21 protein-coding genes are annotated in these 23,783 nt (G+C 64.5%); 20 read left to right on the top strand and 1 reads right to left on the bottom strand.

The window, feature by feature from the left end; all coding sequences use genetic code 11:
* The 20 genes from B3C1_RS19575 to B3C1_RS18325 all read left to right on the top strand — a co-directional run.
* Positions 1-988 (top strand): tetratricopeptide repeat protein (locus B3C1_RS19575; protein ID WP_008486648.1); only part of this gene is annotated, 988 nt, incomplete at its 5' end.
* On the top strand, positions 985-2,706 hold the full coding sequence (locus B3C1_RS18235; RefSeq protein ID WP_008486649.1) for a GspE/PulE family protein: 1,722 nt from the start codon (positions 985-987) through the stop codon (positions 2,704-2,706). The genes B3C1_RS19575 and B3C1_RS18235, both read left to right, overlap by 4 nt.
* Positions 2,703-3,914: a type II secretion system F family protein gene (locus B3C1_RS18240; protein WP_008486650.1), complete on the top strand. Its 1,212-nt coding sequence runs from the start codon at positions 2,703-2,705 to the stop codon at positions 3,912-3,914. Before B3C1_RS18235 ends, B3C1_RS18240 begins: the two co-directional genes overlap by 4 nt.
* Positions 3,914-4,321 carry a hypothetical protein gene (locus B3C1_RS18245; RefSeq protein ID WP_008486651.1) on the top strand — a complete coding sequence of 136 codons (408 nt, stop codon included), beginning with the start codon at positions 3,914-3,916 and terminating at the stop codon, positions 4,319-4,321. The genes B3C1_RS18240 and B3C1_RS18245 overlap by 1 nt, the downstream gene beginning before the upstream one ends.
* Positions 4,318-4,893, top strand: a complete 576-nt coding sequence (locus B3C1_RS18250) for a type II secretion system protein (protein ID WP_008486652.1) — start codon at positions 4,318-4,320, stop codon at positions 4,891-4,893. Before B3C1_RS18245 ends, B3C1_RS18250 begins: the two co-directional genes overlap by 4 nt.
* Positions 4,894-4,926: 33 nt before the next feature.
* Positions 4,927-5,355, top strand: a complete 429-nt coding sequence (locus B3C1_RS20780; protein ID WP_008486654.1) for a type II secretion system protein — start codon at positions 4,927-4,929, stop codon at positions 5,353-5,355.
* 20 nt (positions 5,356-5,375) lie between these two features.
* A complete protein-coding gene (locus tag B3C1_RS18260) occupies positions 5,376-5,840 on the top strand; it encodes a type II secretion system protein (protein ID WP_192813405.1) in 465 nt (154 codons plus the stop codon).
* Positions 5,834-6,370, top strand: a complete 537-nt coding sequence (locus B3C1_RS18265) for a type IV pilus modification PilV family protein (RefSeq protein WP_008486660.1) — start codon at positions 5,834-5,836, stop codon at positions 6,368-6,370. The genes B3C1_RS18260 and B3C1_RS18265 overlap by 7 nt, the downstream gene beginning before the upstream one ends.
* Positions 6,367-7,176, top strand: coding sequence for a PulJ/GspJ family protein (locus tag B3C1_RS18270; RefSeq protein WP_008486661.1), 810 nt, complete (start codon positions 6,367-6,369; stop codon positions 7,174-7,176). The genes B3C1_RS18265 and B3C1_RS18270 overlap by 4 nt, the downstream gene beginning before the upstream one ends.
* On the top strand, positions 7,166-7,585 hold the full coding sequence (locus tag B3C1_RS19580) for a hypothetical protein (RefSeq protein ID WP_008486662.1): 420 nt from the start codon (positions 7,166-7,168) through the stop codon (positions 7,583-7,585). The genes B3C1_RS18270 and B3C1_RS19580 overlap by 11 nt, the downstream gene beginning before the upstream one ends.
* Positions 7,582-11,859, top strand: a complete 4,278-nt coding sequence (locus tag B3C1_RS18280) for a DUF6701 domain-containing protein (protein ID WP_008486663.1) — start codon at positions 7,582-7,584, stop codon at positions 11,857-11,859. The genes B3C1_RS19580 and B3C1_RS18280 overlap by 4 nt, the downstream gene beginning before the upstream one ends.
* A gap of 145 nt (positions 11,860-12,004) precedes the next feature.
* On the top strand, positions 12,005-13,048 hold the full coding sequence (locus B3C1_RS18285; RefSeq protein WP_008486664.1) for a rod shape-determining protein: 1,044 nt from the start codon (positions 12,005-12,007) through the stop codon (positions 13,046-13,048).
* Between the two features lie 34 nt (positions 13,049-13,082).
* Positions 13,083-13,967 carry a rod shape-determining protein MreC gene (gene mreC, locus B3C1_RS18290; protein WP_008486665.1) on the top strand — a complete coding sequence of 295 codons (885 nt, stop codon included), beginning with the start codon at positions 13,083-13,085 and terminating at the stop codon, positions 13,965-13,967.
* A complete protein-coding gene (gene mreD / locus B3C1_RS18295) occupies positions 13,964-14,434 on the top strand; it encodes a rod shape-determining protein MreD (RefSeq protein WP_008486666.1) in 471 nt (156 codons plus the stop codon). The genes mreC and mreD overlap by 4 nt, the downstream gene beginning before the upstream one ends.
* A complete protein-coding gene (locus B3C1_RS18300) occupies positions 14,434-15,015 on the top strand; it encodes a Maf family protein (RefSeq protein ID WP_008486667.1) in 582 nt (193 codons plus the stop codon). Before mreD ends, B3C1_RS18300 begins: the two co-directional genes overlap by 1 nt.
* On the top strand, positions 15,012-16,481 hold the full coding sequence (gene rng, locus B3C1_RS18305) for a ribonuclease G (protein ID WP_008486669.1): 1,470 nt from the start codon (positions 15,012-15,014) through the stop codon (positions 16,479-16,481). Before B3C1_RS18300 ends, rng begins: the two co-directional genes overlap by 4 nt.
* A gap of 8 nt (positions 16,482-16,489) precedes the next feature.
* Positions 16,490-20,302 (top strand): YhdP family protein, encoded by a 3,813-nt coding sequence (locus B3C1_RS18310; RefSeq protein ID WP_192813406.1) that lies wholly within the window; start codon positions 16,490-16,492, stop codon positions 20,300-20,302.
* A complete protein-coding gene (locus tag B3C1_RS18315) occupies positions 20,299-21,129 on the top strand; it encodes a carbon-nitrogen hydrolase family protein (protein ID WP_008486673.1) in 831 nt (276 codons plus the stop codon). The genes B3C1_RS18310 and B3C1_RS18315 overlap by 4 nt, the downstream gene beginning before the upstream one ends.
* A complete protein-coding gene (gene tldD / locus B3C1_RS18320) occupies positions 21,129-22,577 on the top strand; it encodes a metalloprotease TldD (RefSeq protein ID WP_008486674.1) in 1,449 nt (482 codons plus the stop codon). Before B3C1_RS18315 ends, tldD begins: the two co-directional genes overlap by 1 nt.
* A 107-nt stretch (positions 22,578-22,684) precedes the next feature.
* On the top strand, positions 22,685-23,182 hold the full coding sequence (locus B3C1_RS18325) for a hypothetical protein (RefSeq protein ID WP_156804627.1): 498 nt from the start codon (positions 22,685-22,687) through the stop codon (positions 23,180-23,182).
* Between the two features lie 67 nt (positions 23,183-23,249).
* Here B3C1_RS18325 and B3C1_RS18330 read toward each other — a convergent pair whose 3' ends face one another.
* A complete protein-coding gene (locus tag B3C1_RS18330; RefSeq protein ID WP_008486676.1) occupies positions 23,250-23,441 on the bottom strand; it encodes a hypothetical protein in 192 nt (63 codons plus the stop codon).
* Positions 23,442-23,783 lie beyond the last annotated feature (342 nt).

Here is a 23,783-nt window from a genome sequence, read left to right on the forward strand (position 1 = left end):
CCCCTGGTGGCTGGTGCCGGCGGCCCTGGTGTTGCTGGGCCTGGGTTGGTGGCTTGGCCATAAGGGTCTGGCCAAGGCCGCCCCCCAGGCCAGCATTCCGGTGGTGCCGGCGAGGCCCGCTGCCGCCACCGGCCCTGAACCGTACCAGGCCGCCGGGGCCGAGGTTGTGGCCCCGGCCCCAGCCGAGACTGCCCCAGCGGCCAAGGACGCCATTGAGCCGCTCGGCGCGGCCGAGCAATTGGCGCCCCAGGTGCTGGCTAAAGCGGTACAGCCCGCAGAGACCATGCCGGCAGCAACCGCACCTGAAACGGCTCTACCTAGAGCGGCCCTACCTAAAGCGGCCCTACCTAAAGCGGTTCTACCCGAAGCAGCGCCAGCCAAGGTTGCGGCCCCGCCCGCTCCCCAGGTGGCCAGACGCATCCTCAGCCCCCAGGCCCAGGCCGACCAGCACTACCAGGAAGGCTTATTGGCCTTCCAGCAACAACAACTTCTGGAAGCCGAAGGCCAGTGGCGCCAAGCCCTGGAGCTGGCACCCGATAAGGCCCGGGTGCGCCTGGCCCTGGCCCAGCTTTACGAACAACAGCAGCAGCCCGACCAGGCCCTGGCGGTGTTGGCGCCCCTGGCCGATCTGGACCCGGCAGTGAGCCTGGCCAGTGCCCAGTTGCTGGTGCGCCAGCAGCAGTTGGACGCCGCCTACGGCCAGTTGCAACGGTTAACCCCGGCCAGCCGCGAGGGGCAGCAATTGAAAGCCGAGCTGGCCCGCCTTACCGGCCACCTGGCCGAAGCCGAGGCCCAATATCAGGCCCTGCTTGGCCAATTCCCCGGGGACGGCCGGCTCTGGCTGGCCCTGGGCCTGACCCTGGATGCCAAGGGCCAGCCTGCCCAGGCGGCCCAGGCCTTTGGCCATGCCGCCCAGGCCCCCGAGCTTTCCGCCGAGGCCCGCCAGTACGCCCTGGCTCGCCAGCAGTCTTTAGGAGCAGCACAGTGACCCAACCCCGCCTGAAAATGCGCCTCGGCGACCTGCTGGTATCGGAACGGATCATCACCGACTCCCAGCTGCAAGACGCCCTGGCCAGCCAGAAGCGCCTGGGCCGTAAGTTGGGCCGGACCCTGGTGGAGCTGGGCTACCTGAGCGAGCACCAGTTGCTGACCTTCCTGTCCCAGCAGCTGAAGATCCCCTACCTGGACATCGCCGAGCGGCGCCTGGACCCCCAGGTGGCCAAGCTGGTACCGGAAGTGCTGGCCCGCCGCTACCGGGCCCTGGTGCTGGAAGCCGACCAAGACAGTGCCCTTATCGGCATGTCTGACCCGGCAGACCTACAGGCCCTTGATGCCCTGGAGCAGCGCCTGGCACCGCGTCAGCTGCGGCTGGCGGTGGTGGAAGAGGCCCAGCTACTGCACGCCTTCGACGGCCTCTACCGGCGTACCCAGGAAATAGCGTCCTATGCGTCCCAGTTGGAAGAGGAACACCAGGAGACGGCGGACTTTGACTTCGGCGCCCTGGTGCGGGACGAAGGGGAGGGCGGTGCCACCGTGGCCCGCCTGCTGCAATCGCTGTTTGAAGACGCCGTGCAGATGCGCGCCTCCGACATCCATATCGAGCCGGAGCAGAACCAGCTGCGTATCCGCCAGCGTATCGACGGGGTACTGCAGGAAAACGTGCTCAAGGAAGCCCGGGTGGCCGGCGCCCTGGTGCTGCGCCTGAAATTGATGGCGGGCCTGGATATCTCGGAAAAACGCCTGCCCCAGGACGGCCGTTTCCACATGCAGGTGCGGGGCCACAACATCGATGTGCGCCTTTCCACCATGCCGGTGCAGTACGGCGAGGCGGTGGTCATGCGTTTGCTGGACCAGTCCGCCGGGCTGCTGCGCCTGGAAGACACCGGCATGCCGGCAGAGCTTATCGAGCATTTTCGCCGTAACCTCAAACGCCCCCACGGCATGGTGCTGGTAACCGGCCCCACCGGTTCGGGCAAGACCACCACCCTCTATGGCGCCCTGGCCGAGCTTAACGAAGCGTCCAAGAAGATCATCACAGTCGAGGACCCGGTGGAATACCGGCTGCCCCGCATCAACCAGGTACAGGTCAACCACAAGATAGGCCTGGATTTTTCCCAGGTGCTGCGCACCACCTTGCGCCACGACCCTGACATTCTGATGGTGGGGGAAATGCGGGACGAGGAGACGGTGGACATTGGCCTGAGGGGCGCCATCACCGGCCACCTGGTGCTGTCCACCCTGCATACCAACGACGCCGTCACCTGTGCCTTGCGCCTTATCGACATGGGGGCCCAGGGTTACCTGGTGGCCAGCGCCTTGCGGGCGGTGCTGGCCCAGCGCCTGGTGCGCCGCCTTTGTCCCAAATGCGCCCGCCCTGGCCCAACCGATGCCAAGGACCAATTGCTGATCAACCAACTGGCGGGCACCGATCTGAGTGACCAGCCCTTCAAGGTGCCCCATGGCTGCCAGTCCTGCCATCACACCGGCTACCGGGGCCGTATCGGCGTCTTCGAACTGCTGGAGTTGGACGGGGCCATGAACGAGGCCATGCGCAACCAGGACCCCCAGGCCTTTACCCTGGCCGCCCAGCGCCACCCCCTCTACCGGCCCCTGGCCAGCATGGCCCTGGACTATGCCCGTCAGGGCATCACCTCGGTGGAGGAAGTGCTGAAACTCTGGGACGCTACTGAGGAGAGCCTGGGGTGAGCCAGTTCTACTACCGGGGCCGCGACGCCAACGGCCAGCAGGTCAAGGGCCTGATAGAGGCCAGTAGCCAGGAGGCCGCCTTCGAGCAGCTGCTGGGGCGGCGTATCCGCGCCCAGTCCCTGCGCCCGGCCCGGCGCAGCCTGGACCTCGATTGGCTGGGGCCTCGCGTCGGGCTGGACGACATGCTGATGTTCAGCCGTCAGATGTATTCCCTGACCAAGGCCGGTATCCCTATTTTACGGGCCATCACCGGCATGGCCGACACCAGCCCTTCCAAGGCCCTGCGCGCCGTGTTGCAGGATCTCAGCCAGCAGCTGGAGGCGGGGCGTAACTTGTCCACCGCCATGAGCCGCCATCCCAAGGTGTTCGGCCACCTCTATGTGAGCATCATCCACGTTGGGGAGAACACCGGGCGCCTGGACCAGGCTTTCTTGCAGCTGGCCGAACACCTGACCCAGGAGCAGGAGACCCGGCGCCGGGTCAAGGCAGCGGTGCGCTATCCGGTGATGGTGGTGATCGCCATAGTGGTGGCCATGGTGGTGGTGAACCTGATGGTTATCCCCCAGTTCGCCCAGATCTTTGCCCGTTTCAAGGCCGAGCTGCCCCTGCCGACCCGCATCCTTATCGCCACCTCCAATGCCTTTGTCCATTACTGGTACTGGATGCTGCTGGCCCTGGTGGCATTGCTGGTAGGTTGGCTGCGTTGGCTGGCCACCCCGTCCGGGCGCCTGGCCTGGGACAAGCGCAAGCTCAGGCTGCCGATCATGGGGTCCATCATCAACCGCGCCCTGCTGGCCCGTTTTGCCCGCAGCCTGGGGATGATGCTCAAGGCCGGCGTGCCTTTGCCCCAGGCCCTGACCCTGGTGGCGGACGCCGTGGACAACAGCTGGATGAAGCAGAAGATCCTGGCCATGCGCCAGGGCATAGAAGGGGGGGACACCCTGCTGCGCACCGGCCACCAAAGTGGGCTCTTCTCGCCCCTTATCCTGCAGATGTTTGCAGTGGGGGAAGAAACGGGCAACATCGATGACATGCTGGCCGAAGCCGGCGGCTTTTACGAGCGAGAGGTGGACTTTGACCTGGCCAACCTTACCGCCAAGATAGAACCTATCCTGATCGTCTTCGTGGCTGGCCTGGTACTGCTGTTGGCCCTGGGCATTTTCCTGCCCATGTGGGATCTGATGCGCGCCTACAAAGGTCAGGGTTGATGAGCCGACGCCTGTATCTGGGGCTGGCGGTACTGGTGCTGGTGACCCTCTTGTGGGGCACCAGCACCAGGGCTCCGGACAACCAACTGCTGAGCGGGCCCTGGATGGGCCAGGCCAGGGAGCATTTCCTCAAGGAGCTGGCCCAGGTGCGGGTGCTCTGGGAAAGGGACGGGGGTAGCTTGGTTCATTGGCAGGGCCAGGCGCTGGCCGTCAACCGCCAGGGCTGGCCGGACCGGCCCTGCTGGCAGCTGTGGGACAAACTGGGCCTGCCGGACGCCCTGGACGGCCAGCGGGTAAGCATCGATTGGCAACAGGACCACTGCCGTTACCAATTGGGACAACAAGGATTTGGCTACTGGCCGGCGACAGGCCAGGTGAAGGCCTTACAACAAGGAGCGCAAGAGTGAAAAGGCAACAGGGCTTTTCGTTGATCGAACTGGTGATCGTCATTGTCATTCTGGGCCTGCTGGCCGCCGTGGCCTTGCCACGCTTTTTGGATGTGACCGACGACGCCCAGGACGCCACTGTCGAAGGGGTGGCCGGCGGCTTTGCCAGCGCCGTGGGCCTGGTGCGGGCCGAGTGGGAAGTGGAAGGGCGCCCCAAGGGCGACAACAACGGCGCCGGCGCCTCTGTGGTGCTGGACGGCGAGAACATCTATGTGGACGGCGACAACGGCTACCCTGTGGGGGCCGACAGCGCCCATGCCGGCGCCATGACTGCCGATGCTTGCCTGGCCACCCTGGACGCCATATTGCAAAGCCCCCCCAGGGCCACCACCAGCGACGGTGCCATTGCCAACAACCGCTACCTGGTGCGGATGCAAAGCGACGGTAACGGCGATCGCTGCGTCTATTACCTTATCGCCACCCTCAACAAGAGTTCGCTTCCAGCGGCCGGTGACTACGGCACCGCCGGTGTGGGCAACAGCTTCACCTACCAGCCACAGACCGGCAAGGTGATGGTCTTCAACAATAACTAGGCTTTAGTACCGACGTACCAAGGGAGTATCAAGATGCAAAAACAACAAGGTTTTACCCTGATTGAGCTGGTGGTGGTGATCATCATCCTCGGCATTCTGGCCGTGACCGCCGTACCCAAGTTCATCGACCTGCAGGACGATGCCAAGAAGGCCACCGCCCAGGGCGTGGAAGCGTCCATCAAGGGGGCTGCCCAGATGGTCTACGCCAAGTCCCTAATTGCTGGGAACGAAGATCAGGCCGCAGCTTCTGTGGCGGTGGCAACCATTGGCACCGTGAATACCGTTTACGGCTACCCTGCCGCAGCTGACGTTAAAAATGTCATCGACGTCAGCGACCCCTGGGCGGAAGTATCCGGTGCCGCCGGTACCTTCCAATACGCCGAAGACACCGGTTGCCAGGTTGTCTACACCGAGGCTGCTTCTGCTTCCGCAGCGGCGAAAACCCAAGTCAACTGCGGTTAATTGCCATGCCCGGCTCTACCTTGGCCAAAGCTAATAGCGGCTTTACCCTGGTAGAGCTGGTCACCGTTATCCTGATCCTGGGCATCTTGGCCGTTGCCGTGGCCAGCCGTTTTGTCGGCGCTGGCGGTGTGGCGGAAGTGGTGGACCGGGATCAGGCCCTTTCCCTGCTGCGCCGGGTGCAGATGCTGGCCATGCAGCAAACCCACAGCGACGCCTGCCACCGCCTGATCCTGGCGGACACTGGCATGGTGGTTGACGATCTCAGCGGTTGCGCCGCCCAAAGCCCGGGTGGCGAGGCCGACCTCAGTATCCATTTTCAAAGCAGTGCCCCTGTCTTCAGTGCCGGCGGCAGCCCCTCGGCTCTGCCCCAGGCCCTGGACTTCGACGCCCTGGGCAATCTCTCCCAATGCCAGGCCGGTTGCCGCCTGGCATTGGCCAACGCTGCCTTTTGCATAGAACCCCAGGGGTATATGCACCCATGTTAAGGCCTCAGCGCCAGCGCGGCGTCACCCTGATTGAACTGGTGGTGGGCATGCTGGTGCTGGGCATAGCCGTGACCCTCATCACCGCCAGCTTGCTGCCTCTTGCGCTACGCAGCACAGACCCCTGGCACCAGGTTCGGGCCGCCGAGCTGGGCCAGAGCCTGATGAACGAGATCCTGGCCAAGGCCTTTGACGAGCAGTCCGACCGGGCCGGTGGCCGCCAGCGCTGCGGCGAAAGCGGCGCTCCCCCCTGTACCCCGGCGGCCAACCTGGGCCCGGACGGCGGCGAGAGCCGCACCGGCTATGACGATGTCGACGACTACCATGGCCTGGATGTGCGCGGAGACGCCATCACCAACATCCTCGACCAGGCCCTGCTGGACCAATACCGCCAATACCGGGTGCAGGTGCAGATCAGCTACGACGGCGCCGCCCTGGGCCTGGCCAACCGCGAGGCCAAACGTATCGACGTGACGGTAACGCCGCCGGACGGCAGCGCCATCCGCTTCGCCGCCTACAGGGGGAACTGGTGAACAAGGCCAAGGGCTTTACCCTGCTGGAGTTGGTGGCGGTGATCCTGCTGATGGGCATCATCGGCCTGGGCGCCTACGGCTACTTGCGTTTTGGCAGCCAGGTCTATGTGGACAGCACCGCCCGGGAGCAGGTGCTGAACCAGGGGCGCTTTCTGGTGGAGCGGCTGAGCCGGGAGCTGCGTAACGCCGTGCCCAACAGTATTCGGGTGTCCGCCGACGGCGACTGCCTGGAATTTGTGCCCATGGCCGGAGCCATGCAGTACCTGGACGCCCCGGTGCGCCCCGCCTCCGGCAGCCAACTGCGGGCTTTGTCGACCCTGGCCGCGCCCTACTGGAACCAGGGCCTTTACGGCAGCCAGGTTTGGGTGATCATCAACCCCACCCAGCCGGCCCAGTTGTATGGGGCGCCAGGGAATGACCAGCGGCTGGCGGCCCTGGCCAGCATCGATGCCGAGGCCGACGGCACCCTGCTGCTGACCCTGGCCGCCAGCAGCCGGTTCAGCAAGGACTCACCCAGTCGCCGCCTGTACCTGGGGGCCGCGCCGGTCAGTTATTGTCGCCAGGGCCAGGCCGTCTACCGCTTTGGCGGCTATGGTTTCCAGGCCAGCCAACCGCTGCCGGGTGGCGGCCTGGCCGGTGGCGCGTTGATGGCCGAAGGGGTGCAGTCCGGGGTGGGGCCGCTGTTCCGTTACGACGCCCCGGTGTTGCAGCGCAATGCGGTGGTGCACCTGTTGTTGCCATTCAGCACCCTCAGTCAGGACGCCATGTTCTTCAACCTGGAGGTTCATATCCCCAATGTTCCCTGAGGCAGGCCGGCAAAAAGGCAGCGCCCTGACGGTGGCGGTGTTCATCATAGTGGTGATGGCCCTGCTGGTGGCGGGGCTGTTGGCGCTCCTTAACCGCCAGTCCGGCACCCTGGTCTATGAGGTGCTGGGCAGCCGCGCCTACCTGGCCGCCCAAAGCGGTATCCAGGCCGGCCTGGTGCGCCTTTATCCCCTCAACGGCACCTTGGGTAGTTGCAGCCTGTTGTCCAGTGGCGACCAGGCCCTTGCCGCCCCCGGCCTGGCCGGCTGCCATTACCGGCTGAGCTGCGCCGAGCAGCAATCGGCGGACGCCGACCTGCCCGGCCGGGTGCTGCGCCTGACCAGCACCGGCCAGTGCACAGGGGGCAGCCTTGCCACCAGCCGGCAACTGGCGGTGGAGGTAGGGGAATGAGGTGGCTGGCCCTGGCGCTGCTGGCCTGGCAAGGCCTGGCCTTTGGCGCCGTCTACAACCTCAGCGCCGGCCAGTACCCCAGCTGTTCCACCAGTTGGGTGGTTAGCGGCAACCGTTTCGAGTGCAGCGGCAACGGCCTGGTGTCTTTGGCCAGCGGCGACGTGCTGGTGGCGGCGGGTGAAAGCATCATTGTCGCCAACAACGGCTTTAGCCTGACCAACGCCCAGGTGGGCAGTGCCGGGGCGCCCATTCACCTGCAAGCCCAATATGGTGGCTTTTTGACCAGCGTCACCACGGTGATCTACGGCAACCTGGAGGGGCAGAGCAGTCCCATCACCCTGGTGGGCACCACGGTCAATGGCACCATCAGCACCGCCGGCAACATCAGCCTGACCGGCGGCAAGGTCACTGGCAAGGTCACCTCCTCCAGCAACACCCTGACCAGCAACGGCACCGACCTGTTAGGGGGCGCCCAGGCCAATTCGGGCATGAACCTGTCCGGCGGCACCCTCAGCGGCGACTTTGTGATGACTTCGGCCAATAACGTCATATTGAGCGGCGTCACCATGACCAGCGGCACTATTTCTGGCGCCAACAGTGTCACAGCCAGCAACAGCAGTCTGGGTACCAGTGCTTCCCCTGTAGCCATCAGCACCACGGGGGCCGGCCCCATCACCCTCAACGACTCCCAGGTCTATGGCAATCTCACCGCCCCCAGCTACCAGCATGTCTATGTCAACGGCAGCAGTAGCGTGACCGGCAGCTGCCTGCCCGACTCGGTACCGGCGGGTGCCTGTAATGCACCGCCTCCGGCGCCGGTGCTCAGTTGGCACCTCAATGAGGAGCTCTGGTATGGGCTGGCCGGAGAAGTGGAAGACAGCTCCGGCAATGGCCTTAACGGCCAGGCTCGTAACGGTGCCAGCACCAGCGACAGCAACCCGGCCCTGCCGGCCGTGGACCAACTGGGCACCTGCCGCTACGGCGTCTTCAACCGCAGTCGCAACCAGTACCTGGAAGCGGCCGACAACAACCTGCTGGACATGAGGGACAGCTTCACCCTGGGGCTTTGGGTGCGGCCGGCCAGCCTGGGCAGCGACATGGCGCTGGTGGCCAAGGAGGCCAACTACAGCCTCTTTTTACGCAGCGACGGCCGCCTGCAATGGCAATGGGAAGGGGAGAACTACCTCTGGCGGCCTTGGGTGGGTTACGACAGGGTCTTGGTCAGTAACAGGGTCCTGGTCGCCAACAGTTGGACCCACGTTAGCATCCGCTACCGCCATGGCCGCCAGAGCCTGTTTATCAATGGCCAGGAAGACAGCTATGCCAGTTACGACGAGGCCCTGCGCGGGGGCAACAGCTACAGCCTGCGCCTGGGCAGCTACAACAACGGCAATTACCCCTATAGCGGCGCCCTGGATGAACTGCGTATCTTCAATAGCGACCTGACTGACGGCCAGGTGGCCCAGCTGATGCGCGAGCGCAGCCAATGCGGCGCTGCCCTGCAATGCTTTACCGACAACTTCGACAACCGCAGCAGCCTGGGCAGTGACTGGGTCACCTCCCGCAGTGCCGGCAACTTCAGCCCGGCCATAGTCAACGGCCGCCTGCGCCTGACCGAGGCCAGCAACAACCAGTCCACCGCCCTGTCCCTGCAGCGGCTGTTGCCCGCCAGAGGCAACAAGGTGGTGGTGGAGTTCGACTACTATGGCTGGTCACCCCAGTCCGGCACCGGTGCCGACGGTATGGCGGTGATCCTGTCCGACGCCACCTATACCCCCCTGGCCGGGGCTTTCGGCGGCTCCCTCGGCTATGCCCAGAAAAGCGGCATCAACGGCTTTGCCGGCGGCTGGCTGGGGGTGGGGCTGGACGAGTTCGGCAACTATTCCAACGCCACCGAAGGGCGCATCGGCGGCCCCGGCAGCAGGGCCGACGCCGTGGCGGTGCGGGGCTCAGGCAATGGTAGCGATGGCTACCGCTACCTGACCGGCACCAGCACCCTGAACCCGGCCATAGATGTGCGTGGCACCAATACCCCGGCGCCGGGGCACCGCTACCGGGTCACGGTGGACTCCACCAGCGCCAATGCGGTCACCGTGGCGGTGGACAGGGACAGCAGTGGCAGCGGCAGCAACTACAGCCAGTTGGTGGCGCCCTATAACGTACTGACCAGCCTGGCCCAGGCCAGCCTGCCAGAGAACTTCCTGTTGTCCTTTACCGGTTCCACCGGCAGCGTCAACAACTACCACGGCTTTGACAACCTCAAGGTCTGTGCCGCCCAGATAAATCCCATCGGCCAGCAGATAGATCACTTCGAACTGGCCTATGCCAGCAGCGCCCTGACCTGCAACCCAAGCCAGGTGACCATCAAGGCCTGCCTCAACGCCGATTGCAGCCAGCTCTACACCGACAGCGTCACCGCCAGCCTGAGCCCAAGCGGCAATTGGAGCGCCAACCCTGTGACCTTCAGCGGCGGCACGGCCGTGGTCAGCTTCCAGCAGACCACGGCCGCCACTGTGACCCTGGGGGTACCGTCGTCCATTCCCTCCACCCGGGCCTTTGGCGCCACCCAATGCCGCCGGGACGGCGGCACCCCCAGCAGCGACTGCACCTTGACGGCGGCAGACAGCGGCTTTGTGTTTGACGTGCCGGACCTCATCGCCAATAAGACGGCGACCGACATCCTGCTAAAAGCGGTGAAAAAGAGCGACAGCAGCCAAAAATGCGTGCCGGCCTTCGCCAACACCGACAAGTCCCTGGGGTTCTGGTCCAGCTATATCGAGCAAAGCGGCGACACCAGCCCCCGGGTGGCCAATTGGCCAGTTAAGGTGAACAACACCGAGCTCAGCGCCAGTAGCGCCAACCCCACCTACCTTGACCTGCATTTTAACAACCAGGGTGAGAGCTCTATCAGCGTGAACTACGGCGATGCCGGTAAGGTTCAGCTGGACGCCCTCTACCGGGGCAGCGGCCTGGAGGCCGGGTTGGTCATGGCCGGGGCAGATAGCTTTGTCAGCTCCCCGGCCGGGCTCTGCATCAGCACCCAGGTCAGCTGCCTGCCGGCGGACGCCAACTGCCCCATCTACCGCTTCGCCGGGGAAAGCTTCCCCATCAGCATCACCGCCATGGCCTGGCAGGCAGAGGGTGACAGCAATTTTTGCGACAACACCGTTACCCCTAGCTACGACCAGGGCGACCTGCCCCTGGGGCTGGAGCTGGTGGCGCCAGCCAGCGGCGAGGCCGGCACTGTCTTAACAAAAAGCTACCACCACCAAAAGAGCCCCGGCGCCAGCCAAAGCCTGGAGCAGGCCGTCAGCGAAGTGGGTATCTTCCGCCTTACCGCCACGCCGCCTCCTTATCAGCAAAGCAGTTTCACCATGCCGGTGGCCAAAAGCGCCGACCTGGGCCGCTTTGTGCCGGCCAGGGTGGCCCTGACCGCCGACAGCCTCAGCCAGCAGTGCGGCAACTTTACCTACATGGGCCAGCCGGTGACCCTGGCCGGCACCCTGAGTGCCCAGAACCTGGCTGGCGCGCTGACCCGCAACTACCAGGGCAGCTTTGCCAAGGGCAGCCTGCGCTTTACCAGCGAATTTGCCGGGGCCGACCAGTCGGCCCGGCTGGCAGACCCCTTGTTGACCCCCAGCTGGGGGGCGGGCCAGGCGCTGGTCAACACCCAGCAGCAGCTAGACAAACTGGCAGCCCCGGACGGCCCCTTTAGCGCCGTTCCCCTTGGGGTGCGCTTTGTGGATAACGAGGACCACGGCGCCAATCCCTACGACCGCCATACCCAGATAGCCAACGCCGATCTGCCCCTGAGCGGCGCCAAAAGTTGGGGCGAACCCATCGCCAGCCTGCGCTTCGGCCGGGCCCTTTTGGAGGACGCCAGCGGCCCCGAAGACGAAGCGCTGCCAATACAGTTAAAGACCCAGTACTGGAATGGTCGCTACTACATAGGGAATACCGACGACAGTTGTACCCAGGTAGCCCCTGGTGCCCTCAGCCTGGTTGCCAATCCCGATGGATTGGCCACAGGGCCGCAGGGTACGGGGGTAGCCCTGCATGCCGGCCAGAGCCCCTATGGCGCTCTGGCGCTGAGCGCCCCGGGAGAACCGGGCCAGGTCACCATGGCCGCCGCCGTGGCCGACTGGCTCAAGTTCCCTTGGGACCCGGCCAGCACCGGCCAGCAGGACCCTCAGGCCAATGGCTACTTTGGGCGCTTTCGAGGTAACGACAAGCAGATTTACTGGCAGGAGATCTGGCGGCAAAACAGCCCCTGATCGGACCCAAATCCCAGTTATAACAATTAAATCTGAATAGCGGCTTCGCAGCGGGGCCTGCTTGCTTGTGGATAACCAAGGCCGTTGGTAAAGTTAGCCGATTAACAAAGCATCCGTTTGCGCAAAGACAGGATCCGCCTTCCCCATGTTCAAGAAACTCCGTGGTCTCTTTTCCAACGATCTGTCCATCGATCTTGGTACCGCCAATACCCTCATCTACGTACGCGAGAAAGGCATAGTCCTCAATGAGCCTTCCGTGGTCGCCATCCGTCAAGAGCGCGCCGGTGGCCCCAAGTCGGTTGCCGCCGTGGGCCATGCCGCCAAACAGATGCTGGGTCGGACCCCGGGTAACATCAAGGCGATCCGCCCCATGAAGGACGGCGTTATCGCCGACTTCTACGTCACCGAAAAGATGCTGCAGCACTTCATCAAACAGGTGCACGAGAACAACTTCCTGCGCCCCAGCCCCCGTGTGCTGGTGTGTGTGCCGGTAGGGGCTACCCAGGTAGAACGCCGCGCCATCCGTGAATCGGCCATGAGCGCCGGTGCCCGCGAGGTATTTTTGATTGAAGAACCCATGGCTGCCGCCATCGGTGCCGGCCTGCCGGTCTCCGAAGCAACCGGCTCTATGGTGGTGGACATCGGTGGCGGTACCACCGAAGTGGCGGTGATCTCCCTGAACGGCGTGGTGTACAGCTCCTCTGTGCGTATCGGTGGTGACCGCTTCGACGAAGCCATCATCAACTACGTGCGCCGCAACTACGGCTCCCTGATCGGCGAAGCCACCGCCGAGCGCATCAAGCACGACATCGGTGCCGCCTACCCGGGCGAAGAGATGGTGGAACTGGAAGTCCGTGGCCGTAACCTGGCCGAAGGGGTACCGCGCAGCTTTACCCTCAACTCCAACGAAATCCTCGAGGCCCTGCAAGAGCCCCTGACCGGCATCGTCAGCGCCGTCATGGTGGCCCTGGAGCAGTGCCCGCCCGAGCTGGCCTCCGACATTTCCGAGCGCGGCATGGTACTGACCGGCGGTGGCGCCCTGTTGAAGGACCTCGACCGCCTGCTCATGGAAGAAACCGGTATCCCCGTGGTGGTGGCCGATGATCCCCTGACCTGTGTGGCCCGTGGCGGCGGCAAGGCCCTGGAGATGATCGATATCCACGGCGGCGATATCTTCAGCGAAGAATAATGAAAAGGGCGCCTGCGGGCGCCCAATTGCCCTTATGAAGCCGATTTTCTCCCGAGGGCCCTCACTGCAGTGGCGTCTGCTGCTGTTGGTGCTGGTGTCTTTTGTGATCATTTTCCTGGACCGCTGGCAACATCGTTTCGATGGGGTCCGCTTTTATCTCAATTCCCTGGTCACCCCCATCCAGTACCTGGCCGACGCCCCTACCCGCGCCCTGCGCTGGGGCTCGGAAGAGCTCACCACCCGTTCCCACCTCAAGGAGGAGAATGCCCGGCTCAAGGACCAGCTGTTGCTGCTGTCCGAACGCCTGCAGCATTTGACCTTCCTGGAGGAGGAGAACAACCAGTTGCGCGCCTTGCTGGGCTCCCAGGCCCGTACCGCCAGCCGCAAGCTGGTGGCCGAGGTGATGACGGTGGACTCGGACCCCTTCAGCCAGCAGATCATGATCAACCGTGGCCGCAGTGACGGCGTCTACGAAGGCCAGCCGGTGCTGGACGCCCAGGGCCTGATTGGCCAGGTGGTGAATGTGGGGCCCAGTTCGGCCCGGGTACTGCTGATCAGCGACGCCACCCATGCGGTGCCGGTACGGGTGGCCCGCAACGGCATCCGCGCCATCGCCGCCGGCACCGGCCAATTGGACGAGCTGAGCCTTAACCACGTGCCGCACCGCTCCGACATCAAGGTGGGGGACCTGCTGCTATCGTCGGGCCTGGGGGGGCGCTTCCCCGAGGGTTACCCGGTGGCCAAGGTCACCTCGGTGTTTTCCGATGAAGGCAAGCCCTTTGCGCGGGTGCTGGCCGAACCCGTGGCACAGTTGGACCGGGTCCGTTACCTGCTGCTGATCTGGCCAGGCCAGGGCCAGCAGCATCAGGAGGCCGAGCCGGCCCAGCAAGGCGAAGCCGAGCAGGAGGCCAGCCAATGAATTTCATCGTCATAGGGCTGTCACTGCTGGTGGCCATGGTGCTGGCCATGTTGCCCATGCCCTTGCTGTTCGACCCTTTCAGGCCCGACTGGCTGGCCCTGGTATTGCTGTACTGGTCCCTGGCGCTGCCACACCGGGTCAGTGTCGGGGTGGCCTGGTTCTGCGGCCTGGTGATGGACATACTGCTGGGCTCCACCATGGGGGTCCATGCCCTGGCCCTGACCATGGTCATCTATGTGGCCGCCTTGAATTTTCAGAAGATCCGCAACTTTTCCCTCTGGCAGCAGTCCGCCATAGTGGGGCTGCTGGTGGCCGCCAAACTGATGCTGGTGTACTGGGTGGAACATGTGGCCAACAGCGTGGCCATCACCGGCCACTACTTTTTCCCGGCCCTGACCAGCGCCGCCATGTGGTTCTGGCTGTTCCCCCTGCTGCGCCGCCTGAGACGCCGTTTCCGGATCCGTTGATGTTGAACAATGCCTTGTACCTGGCGTCGGGCTCGCCCCGCCGCCATGAACTCTTGACCCTGCTCGACTGCCCCTTCGAGGTATTGCGCCCCGAGGTGGACGAGTCGCCCCTACCCGGGGAAACCCCCCTGGCCCTGGTGGAGCGCCTGGCCCGGCTCAAGGCCGAGGCGGGTGCCGCCCTGGCCGCCGAGCCGCGCCCTGTGCTGGGTGCCGACACCGTCGGTGAGCTGGACGGCCAGCTGCTGGTCAAGCCCCTGGACCAGATGGATGCTGCCCGCATGATGCGGGCCATGTCCGGGCGCAGCCATCTTATCCATACCGCCATCGCCTTTTCCGACGGCCGCCGCACCCTGTCCAAGGTGGTGACCAGCACCGTCAGCTTCAAGGTGCTCAGCGACCAGGAAATCGCCGACTACTGGCACAGCGGCGAGCCCGCCGACAAGGCCGGCGGCTACGGCATCCAGGGCCGGGGCGGGCGCTTTGTCAGCCACTTGGCCGGCAGCTATTTCGCCGTGGTAGGCTTACCCTTGATGGAAACGGAGCAGCTGCTCCAGGCATTTCTGGGCAAGGAGACTGAATGAGCGCCGAGTTGCTGATCAACTGCACCCCCTCCGAGACCCGCGTCGCCCTGGTGGAAACCGGCATATTGCAGGAACTGCATATCGAAAGGGCTGCCAAGCGCGGCCTGGTGGGCAACATCTACAAGGGCCGGGTCAGCCGGGTACTGCCGGGCATGCAGGCCGCCTTTGTGGATATCGGCCTGGACAAGGCCGCCTTCCTGCACGCCTCCGACATCATCCCCCCCGGGGTGGGCCTGGACGACGATGACTTGCGCCCCTTCCAGACCGGCGACATCGCCCGGCTGGTGCACGAAGGCCAGGACATCGTCGTGCAGGTGGTCAAGGACCCCCTGGGCACCAAGGGCGCGCGGCTCACCACCGACATCACCTTGCCGTCCCGCTACCTGGTGTTCATGCCCGGTGCCACCCATGTGGGGGTGTCCCAGCGCATCGAAAACGAAGAGGAGCGTTCGCGCCTTAAAGAACTGGTGGAGCCCTTTTGTGACGGCGCCGGCGGCTTTATCGTCCGCACCGCCGCCGAAGGGGTAGGGGAGCGGGAATTCAAGGAAGACGCCGCCTTCCTGCGCCGCCTGTGGAAGAAGATTGAAGAACGCCGGGCCCGCAGCACCACCCGCAGCATGCTCTATGAAGAGCTGAGCCTGGCCCACCGCATCCTGCGGGACTTTGTGGGCACCGAGCTGGACCGCATCCGGGTCGACTCCAAGCTCACCTTCGAAAGCCTCAAGACCTTCTGCGACGAATTCGTACCGGAACTGGGGCGGGTGCTGGAGTACTACGCCGGCGAGCGGCCCATCTTCGACTTGTTCGACGTGGAGAACGAAATCCAGCGGGCCCTGGACCGCAAGGTAGAGCTCAAATCCGGCGGCTACCTGATCATCGACCAGACCGAAGCCATGACCACCATCGACATCAACACCGGTGCTTTCGTGGGCAGGCGCAACCTGGAAGAGACCATCTTCAACACCAATGTGGAAGCCACCCAGGCCATCGCCCGCCAGCTGCGGCTGCGTAACCTTGGCGGCATCATCATCATCGACTTTATCGACATGCTCGATGAAGACCACCGCCGCCGGGTGCTGCAAAGCCTTGAGCAGGCCCTGGTCAAGGACAGGGCCAAGACCTCGGTCAACGGCTTCTCGGCCCTGGGGCTGGTGGAGATGACCCGCAAGCGCACCCGCGAGAGCCTGGAACACGTGCTCTGCGGCGAGTGCCCGGCTTGCCACGGCCGGGGCCGGGTCAAGACGGTGGAAACCGTCTGCTTCGAGGTGCTGCGGGAGATCCTTAGGGTGCACCGCGCCTACGACGCCGACCAGTTTATCGTCTATGCCTCGCCCAAGGTGGCCGAGGCCCTGGCGGACGACGAGTCCCATGCCCTGGCCGAGTTGGTGGTCTTTATGGGCAAGGAAGTGAAGATCCAGGGAGAGCCCCTCTACAACCAGGATCAGTTTGATGTGGTGATGATGTAGTGGCCAGAGTGCAAGCAGCGCTGGGCTGGCTGGCCCAAAAAGTCTGGTTATTGCTGGCCATCTTCCTGCTGCTGGCGGCCCTGCTGGTGTCCGCCGCCCGGGTCTTTATCCACCGCCTGGACGACGTGCGCCCCTGGCTGGTGGACCAGGCCAACGCCCGCTGGGGCCTGAACCTGTCTATCGGCTCGGCCAAGGGCGACTGGACCGGCCTGGGCCCGTCTTTCCAGTTTGGCGACGTCCACCTCCAGGACAAGGACCAACAGCTGGACCTGCACATCGGCAAGCTGTCGGTGGGGCTGCGGTTCTGGGCCAGCATGGTGGCCATGGAGCCCAAGGTGGCCAGCCTCCAGGCCGACGGCCTTGAGCTTAACCTCAAGCGTTGGCCCAAGAGCGAAGAGGGCGGCCAGGAAGCGATCAACTGGCGGCAACTGGAAAACCTCTTCTTAAAACAACTGGGCAAGGCCAGTGTCACCAACGCCGAACTGGTGTTGCCGTCCCGCTATGGGCCGCGCACCGTGGCGGTCAGCAAGGTGTCCTGGCTTGGCAGCGGTTATCGCCACCAGGCGGTGGGCTATGGCAGCATCCGCGAATACGGCCAGCAACAGGCGCGCTTTATCCTCGACCTCTACGGCCTGGACAGCCGCCTCAAGGAGCTGGACGCCCGCCTCTTTGTGGACGCCCAGGACCTGCACCTGGACCCCTGGGTCAATACCTTCCTGGGTGACTACCTGACGGTGGACAGGGGCGTGGTCAATGCCCTTGTGTGGATGGACTTCCAAAAGGGCCGCCTCACCGGTGGCCAGGCCCGGCTCAGGGACTCTGACCTGAGTTTTGACCGCCACGACATCCGGGTCGACGACTGGATCTTCACCTACGAAGCCAACGACGACGGTTGGCAACTGGACAGCCTCAAGGCCAAGGTCAGCACCGACAAGGCCCCTTGGCAGCTGGGCCCCATGCAGTTTCGAAAGCAGGGGGACGACCTGCTGCTCTACGCCCAGAAACTCAAGCTGGCGCCCTTGAGCCCGCTGCTGAACCTGTGGCGTGAGCTGCCGCCCCCCATCAAGCATTGGCTGGCGGTGGCCCAACCTTACGGCAACATCAACGACCTTTACCTGGCCGCCAGCCCAGGGCAGAAGCTGGCCGGCAATGCCGAGGTGGCCCTGAGCTGGGGCGCCAAGGACCAGCTGCCTGGGGTCAAAGGTCTGGACATGAGCCTGTCCTGGGCCGGTGACAAGGGCATAGCCCGTATCGACGACGACAGCGTCACCATAGACCCTGGTCCACATTTCGCTGCCCCCTTCGACCTGACCCGGTTCAAGGGGGATGTCTGGCTGCTGGACCAGGGCGATCATTGGCAGCTGCGTACCGGTGAGCTGGCCCTGGCCACTGCCGATCTGGCCCTGACCGGGCGCGGCAAGCTGGACCTAGGTGAGCAAAGCCGCCTGGCCATGGCTACCCAGGTCAGCCGCCTGGACGCCAGCAAGGCCGGGGCCTACCTGCCCCTGACCGCCTTGCCCCACGAGGTTGCCGACTACCTGACCAGGGCCCTGCAAGGGGGCCAAGGCAGCGGCACCGCGCTCTGGCAAGGGGCCTTCCACGACTTCCCCTTTGACGACAACAGCGGCAGTTTCCTGGCCGATGCCAGCTTCAAGGGGCTCGACTTCCAGTTCGACAGCCATTGGCCGGCCCTGACCGGAGCCAGCGTCAAGGCCCGTTTCCAAGACGGTGGCCTGGCCCTGGCCAGCGACAAGGGCCAGCTGATGGGGGTGCCGGTGGGGCACCTTGAGGCCCGCATTCCCCGCCTGGACCACCAGGCCCGCCTGCATATCGATGCCAGCACCCAGGTGGCGGCCCCCGAGGTGGCGGCCCTGATGCAGGCCTCGCCCCTGGCCGGCACCGTCGGCAAGGCCCTGACCCAGCTGCAAGTAGGGGGCGAGGTCAAAGGCCGGGTGCAGTTGGACATTCCCCTGGCCGGTGGCGACCCCGATGTCAAAGGCCAGGTGGAACTGGCCGGCAACCCGGTACGGGTGCTGGACGCCTTCGACCTGACCGACCTCAAGGGCCAACTGAGCTTCGACAACGACAAACTCAGCGCCAAGGGGCTGAGCGCCCGCCTTTACGACCAGTCCCTGAACCTGACCCTGGCCAGCGAGCAACAGGAGGCGGGCTACCAGATAGGGCTGGACCTGGGTGGCCGTTTCCAGGCGAACAAGCTCAAAGCCCCCTGGTGGACCCTGACCGGCGAGAGCGACTGGGCCGGCCGCTTGGATCTGCTGGTCAAGAGCGGCGACTTTGATCTCAAGCTCAAGGCTCAAAGCAACCTCAAGGGCCTGGCCAGTCCCTACCCCTTCCCGGCCCGCAAGGACGCCGCCGACAGCTGGCCGTTGCTGGTCAATGCCAAGGGCAACGACGCCGGGGTGGATATCCGCCTGGACCTCGGCCCAAAGGCCAGGGGTCTGGCCCGTTTTGCCAAGGGCCAGGTGCAATATTGGGGCCTTGGGGTAGGGGACGCCCCGGCACCCCAGGCCAGGGCCGGTGAAGGTAAATTGGTGGCCAGCCTGTCCTCGGTGGACGTGGAAGCCTGGATCAAGGCCCTGGCCGGTAAGATGGACCAGCATGGCCATGGCGGCCTGTTGCCGCCTCTGACCGAAGCCACCCTCAATGCCGACAAGCTGCTGGCCTACGGCCAGAGCCTGGACAAAATTCGCATCCGCGCCTTGCCCCAGGCCGACAGCTGGCAGCTGGACGCCACCAGCCCGCAATTGGAAGGTCAGGTCTGGCTGCCCACCCGCTGGGCCCGCTCGCCGCTGTTGATCAACCTGCAGCGCCTGAACCTGCCCAGTTGGCAGCCGGTGCCGGACGCCAGCCAGAGCCAGGCCCTGGCTCCCAAGGACATTCCCCCCTTCAAGTTCTTCTGCGGCGAATGCCAGCTGCTAGGCTTCAACCTGGGCCAGCTGACTCTGGAAGGGCGCGGCCAGGGCGACGACCTGCTATTGCCGGTGATCCGCCAGCAGGGCAAGGACGGCCGCATCAGCGGTTTTGGAACCTGGCTGGCCAAGGGCAATTACACCGAACTGGACCTGGCCGCCGATGTGGCCAACGTCGGCACCTATCTGGACACCATGGGCATGGCCACCAGCCTGCGGGACGCCCCCATGCAGGGCCAGTTGCAGCTGAGCTGGCCCGGCGGCCCCCACGAATTCAAGCTGGCCAACGTCGACGGCCGGGTCAAGGTCAACCTGGGCCAGGGCTACGTGGCGGACGTGTCCGACAAAGGCGCCAGGCTGCTCACCGTATTCAGCTTCGACTCCCTGCGCCGCAAGCTGGCCCTGGATTTTCGCGACCTGTTCGACAAGGGCCTGTACTTCGACAAGATCAACGCCGGCGGCGAGCTCAAACAGGGAGTGCTACGCTCCAATGAAATCGAGATGGACGGCGTGGTGGGGGACATGAAGGCCTCCGGTTGGACCGATCTGGTGGGCCGCCAACTGGCCTACGACATCAGTTTCAAGCCCAATGTCACCGGCAGCCTGCCGGTGCTGGCGGCCTTTGCGGTCACCCCCATCACCGGGGTGGCGGTCTATGCCCTGACCAAGATCTTCGGCCCTGTGATCGACGTGGTCACCGAGATCCGCTTTAACCTGACCGGCACCATAGACAACCCGCAGTTGCAGGAAGTGTCCCGGCGCAAGGGCTCGGTGCCCCTGCCCAAGCCGCCGGAAAACAGCCAGCCCGACCAGCCCCAGGCCCCTTCCGCCGCCCCGGCCGAGGCTGCTACAGTCGATAGAAACCCGGTTCCCGAGGAGTCCAAGCCATGAGTATCGTTACCGCCCTGCAGATGGTGTCCGTGCCCGACGTGGCCGCCAACCTGGCCGCCGTCGAGCGGCAACTGGCGGACCTGGCCCGCACCCAGCGGCTGGTGGTGTTGCCGGAATGCTTTGCCTATTTCGGTGGTAAGGACAGGGAACAGCTGGGGGTGGCGGAACCTTTCGGCGACGGCCCCATCCAGAACGCCCTCAAGGCCCTTTGCGTCAAATACGGGGTGTGGATGGTCACCGGCACCTTCCCCATCCAAAGCGCCAACCCAGAGCGCTTCGGCGCTGCGTCCCTGGTGATAGACGACCAGGGCCAGGTGCGGGGCCGCTACGACAAGATGCACATGTTCGACGTGCAGGTGGCCGACAACACCGGCACCTACCTGGAGTCTGCCACCACTGTGGGGGGCCCTGGGCCAACCGTGGTGGACACGCCCTTTGGCCGCATCGGCATGGCGGTCTGTTATGATGTGCGCTTTGCCGAACTGTTTGCCTGGTATCGCCAGCAGCAGGTCAACCTGCTGGTGTTGCCCGCCGCCTTTACCGCCCGCACCGGCGAGGCCCACTGGGACGTTTTGTGCCGGGCCCGCGCCATCGAAGGCCAATGCTACCTGGTGGCGGCCAACCAGGGCGGGGAACACGCCAACGGCCGGGAAACCTGGGGCCGTTCCATGATCGTCGACCCCTGGGGCCAGGTACTGGAATCTTTGACCCTGGGCGAAGGCACCGTCAGTGCCAAGCTGGACCACCCATTAACAGAGGCGGTACGTGAGCGCATGCCGTTGGATAAGCATCGCCGCTTTGCCGTAGTACCGCCCAAGGAGTCGTGATGAGCCTTTTTTCCACCGTGGCCGAGCGCTTGCTGGCCCCGGCCGGCCTGGATAACGCCGGCCTTGAGCAGACCCTGGGTCTTATCCACCAGCATCAGGTGGATTACGCCGACCTCTATTTCCAAGGGGCCGCCCACGAGTCCTGGGTGCTGGAAGACGGCATCATCAAGGACGGCAGCTTCAATATCGAGCGGGGGGTCGGGGTCAGGGCCATCAGCGGCGAAAAGACCGGCTTTGCCTACGCCGAAGATCTCAACCCCCAGACCCTCAAGGACGCCGCCCTGGCTGCCCGCTCCATCGCCAACAGCGGTGGCCAGGGCCGGGTCAAGGTGGCCTCGCCGGTTGAAACCCGCGCCCTCTACGGCCAGGGTAATCCCCTGGACAGCCTCAGCCAGCTGGACAAGCTGGCCCTGCTGCGAGAAGCCGACCAGTTCACCCGCAAGCTCGACAGCCACGTCACCCAGGTGATCCTGTCCCTGTCCGGCGTCTATGAAGAAGTGCTGGTGGCCGGTTCCGACGGCACCCTGGCCGCCGATATCCGCCCCCTGGTGCGTTTCAACGTGTCGGTGCTGGTGGAAAAGGACGGCCGCCGGGAGCGGGGCAGCGCCGGTGGCGGTGGCCGCTTCGGCTACGACTACTTCCTGCAATTGGACGGCGGCGAGAAGCGCACCCTGGGTTATGCCAGAGAAGCGGTGCGCATGGCCCTGACCAACCTCGAAGCGGTACCGGCCCCGGCCGGGCAGATGGAAGTGGTGCTGGGCAACGGCTGGCCGGGAGTGCTGCTGCACGAAGCGGTAGGCCACGGCTTGGAAGGGGACTTCAACCGCAAGGGCAGCTCCGCCTTCAGTGGCCGTATCGGCCAGCGGGTGGCGGCCAAGGGCGTTACCGTGGTGGACAACGGCACCCTGGCCGACCGCCGTGGCTCCCTGTCCATCGACGATGAAGGCACTCCTACCCAGGAAAACATCCTTATCGAAGACGGCATCCTCAAGGGCTACATGCAGGACAAGCACAATGCCCGCCTGATGGGGGTAGCCCCCACCGGTAACGGCCGGCGCGAGTCCTACGCCCACCTGCCGATGCCGCGCATGACCAATACCTACATGCTGGCCGGCCAGCATGACCCGGCCGAGATCATCGCCTCGGTGAAAAAGGGCATCTTCGCCCCCAACTTTGGCGGCGGCCAGGTGGACATCACCTCCGGCAAGTTCGTGTTCTCCGCCTCCGAGGCTTACCTGATTGAAGACGGCAAGGTGACCCGCCCCATCCGTGGCGCCACCCTGATCGGCATGGGCCCGGAAGTGATGCAGAAGATCTCCATGATAGGTAACGACGCCAAGCTCGACCCCGGGGTCGGTGTCTGCGGCAAGGACGGCCAGTCGGTGCCGGTAGGGGTTGGCCAGCCGACCCTGAAAATCGACGGCATTACCGTCGGCGGTACCGAATAGGTCCTGCCCTTGATGCAAAAAGCCCAGCATAAGCTGGGCTTTTTGTTGGATTGTCTTGTCCCTTCCCCTTCGCCTAGACTGGATAGCCAGCTTCGGGAGGATAGGAAATGAAAGTCCAAGGATGGATGTTGTTGGCGGCGTTGGCAGGGGGAGCCCAGGCTGAGCCCAAATTGGTGATCTCTGCTGGCGCCCAGTTGCGCCTGGCAGCGGCTCCAACGCTGGTTCACAGCGGCCCCTTGCTGGTCTACCAGTACGGGGATTGGTCTTTTTCCCATGAGGCTTTGCAGGGTGACAGCTTCTACCAGGGGGTCGACCTGACCGGCATGGAAGTGCCCTTTGTCCGCTCCCTGTTCGAGCCCCGGCTAAGGCAGGAGTTTGCGCCCTGGCTGGCAGCTCTCTCCGAAGAGCAGGCCCAAGTCTTGGACATCACCGAGGCCAACATTAACCACAGCAAGGTGGGGGATATGGAGGTCTGGTCAAGCTATAACCCCCAGGCGCGCCGTGGCGAGGCCTTTATCTTTATCGATCAGGCCGTGCATAGGTTGTCGATGAAGGGCGGCAAGGCCCAATTCGATGAGCTGCTTTCTGCCATTTCCCGCCGTTAGCCCCCTGCTGTCTGCAGCGAGCAAAAAGCCCAGCACAAGCTGGGCTTTTTGTTGGGCTGGCAATGCACTAGTACCATTCGTCTTCCGGTGCCGGGGCGTGGAAGTCGTCAATCACATCATCGAAGTCGGCCACAAACTCATGACCGTCGATGTGGTTCTTCAGGCGCAGCTTGTGATGCTCCCGGTCTACCTCCATGATCCAGCCCGCGCCGTTGCGGGTCAGGCACAGGGTGCCTTGGTGCAGCAAGTTGGTATCCACGGGACCTCCTATCCGTTTGGGTTCCCAAGGGTTCAGTGTAGCTTGCGGGTGGCGCTGTATTGGTTGTGCGCGTTATTAATCACCCATGAGGAAGCACCCTGCGGGCGAGCTTGTTGTTTGCCGGGTCCCGGCCCGGCGGCCGGGGTACTTTTGTTTCGGCAAAAGTCAGCGGGGCCTCCCAGGCAAAACCATGGCTCTGCGTTTACTCGGACCTTCCTTGGTCCTCGCCCTCCGGGCCATCGTCGCCATGCTCCGATGTTCAAAATCGCTCCCGGCGATTTTGTCGCTTAATCCTCGCCTCTGGTCGCTTACCACGGTCGCTGCACACGGGCATCCTGCCCT

This window comes from Gallaecimonas xiamenensis 3-C-1, from assembly GCF_000299915.1.
In the GTDB taxonomy this organism is placed as follows: Bacteria; Pseudomonadota; Gammaproteobacteria; order Enterobacterales; family Gallaecimonadaceae; genus Gallaecimonas; species Gallaecimonas xiamenensis.

What these genes read in the sequence shown, in the direction of transcription:
- B3C1_RS18300 (WP_008486667.1), top strand. Translation starts at nt 14,434, where the DNA reads ATGTTGAACAATGCCTTGTACCTGGCGTCGGGCTCGCCCCGCCGCCAT.
- B3C1_RS18265 (WP_008486660.1), top strand. Translation starts at nt 5,834, where the DNA reads ATGTTAAGGCCTCAGCGCCAGCGCGGCGTCACCCTGATTGAACTGGTG.
- B3C1_RS18280 (WP_008486663.1), top strand. Translation starts at nt 7,582, where the DNA reads ATGAGGTGGCTGGCCCTGGCGCTGCTGGCCTGGCAAGGCCTGGCCTTT.
- mreC (WP_008486665.1), top strand. Translation starts at nt 13,083, where the DNA reads ATGAAGCCGATTTTCTCCCGAGGGCCCTCACTGCAGTGGCGTCTGCTG.
- B3C1_RS18315 (WP_008486673.1), top strand. Translation starts at nt 20,299, where the DNA reads ATGAGTATCGTTACCGCCCTGCAGATGGTGTCCGTGCCCGACGTGGCC.
- B3C1_RS19580 (WP_008486662.1), top strand. Translation starts at nt 7,166, where the DNA reads ATGTTCCCTGAGGCAGGCCGGCAAAAAGGCAGCGCCCTGACGGTGGCG.
- B3C1_RS18285 (WP_008486664.1), top strand. Translation starts at nt 12,005, where the DNA reads ATGTTCAAGAAACTCCGTGGTCTCTTTTCCAACGATCTGTCCATCGAT.
- mreD (WP_008486666.1), top strand. Translation starts at nt 13,964, where the DNA reads ATGAATTTCATCGTCATAGGGCTGTCACTGCTGGTGGCCATGGTGCTG.
- rng (WP_008486669.1), top strand. Translation starts at nt 15,012, where the DNA reads ATGAGCGCCGAGTTGCTGATCAACTGCACCCCCTCCGAGACCCGCGTC.
- B3C1_RS18245 (WP_008486651.1), top strand. Translation starts at nt 3,914, where the DNA reads ATGAGCCGACGCCTGTATCTGGGGCTGGCGGTACTGGTGCTGGTGACC.
- B3C1_RS20780 (WP_008486654.1), top strand. Translation starts at nt 4,927, where the DNA reads ATGCAAAAACAACAAGGTTTTACCCTGATTGAGCTGGTGGTGGTGATC.
- tldD (WP_008486674.1), top strand. Translation starts at nt 21,129, where the DNA reads ATGAGCCTTTTTTCCACCGTGGCCGAGCGCTTGCTGGCCCCGGCCGGC.
- B3C1_RS18325 (WP_156804627.1), top strand. Translation starts at nt 22,685, where the DNA reads ATGAAAGTCCAAGGATGGATGTTGTTGGCGGCGTTGGCAGGGGGAGCC.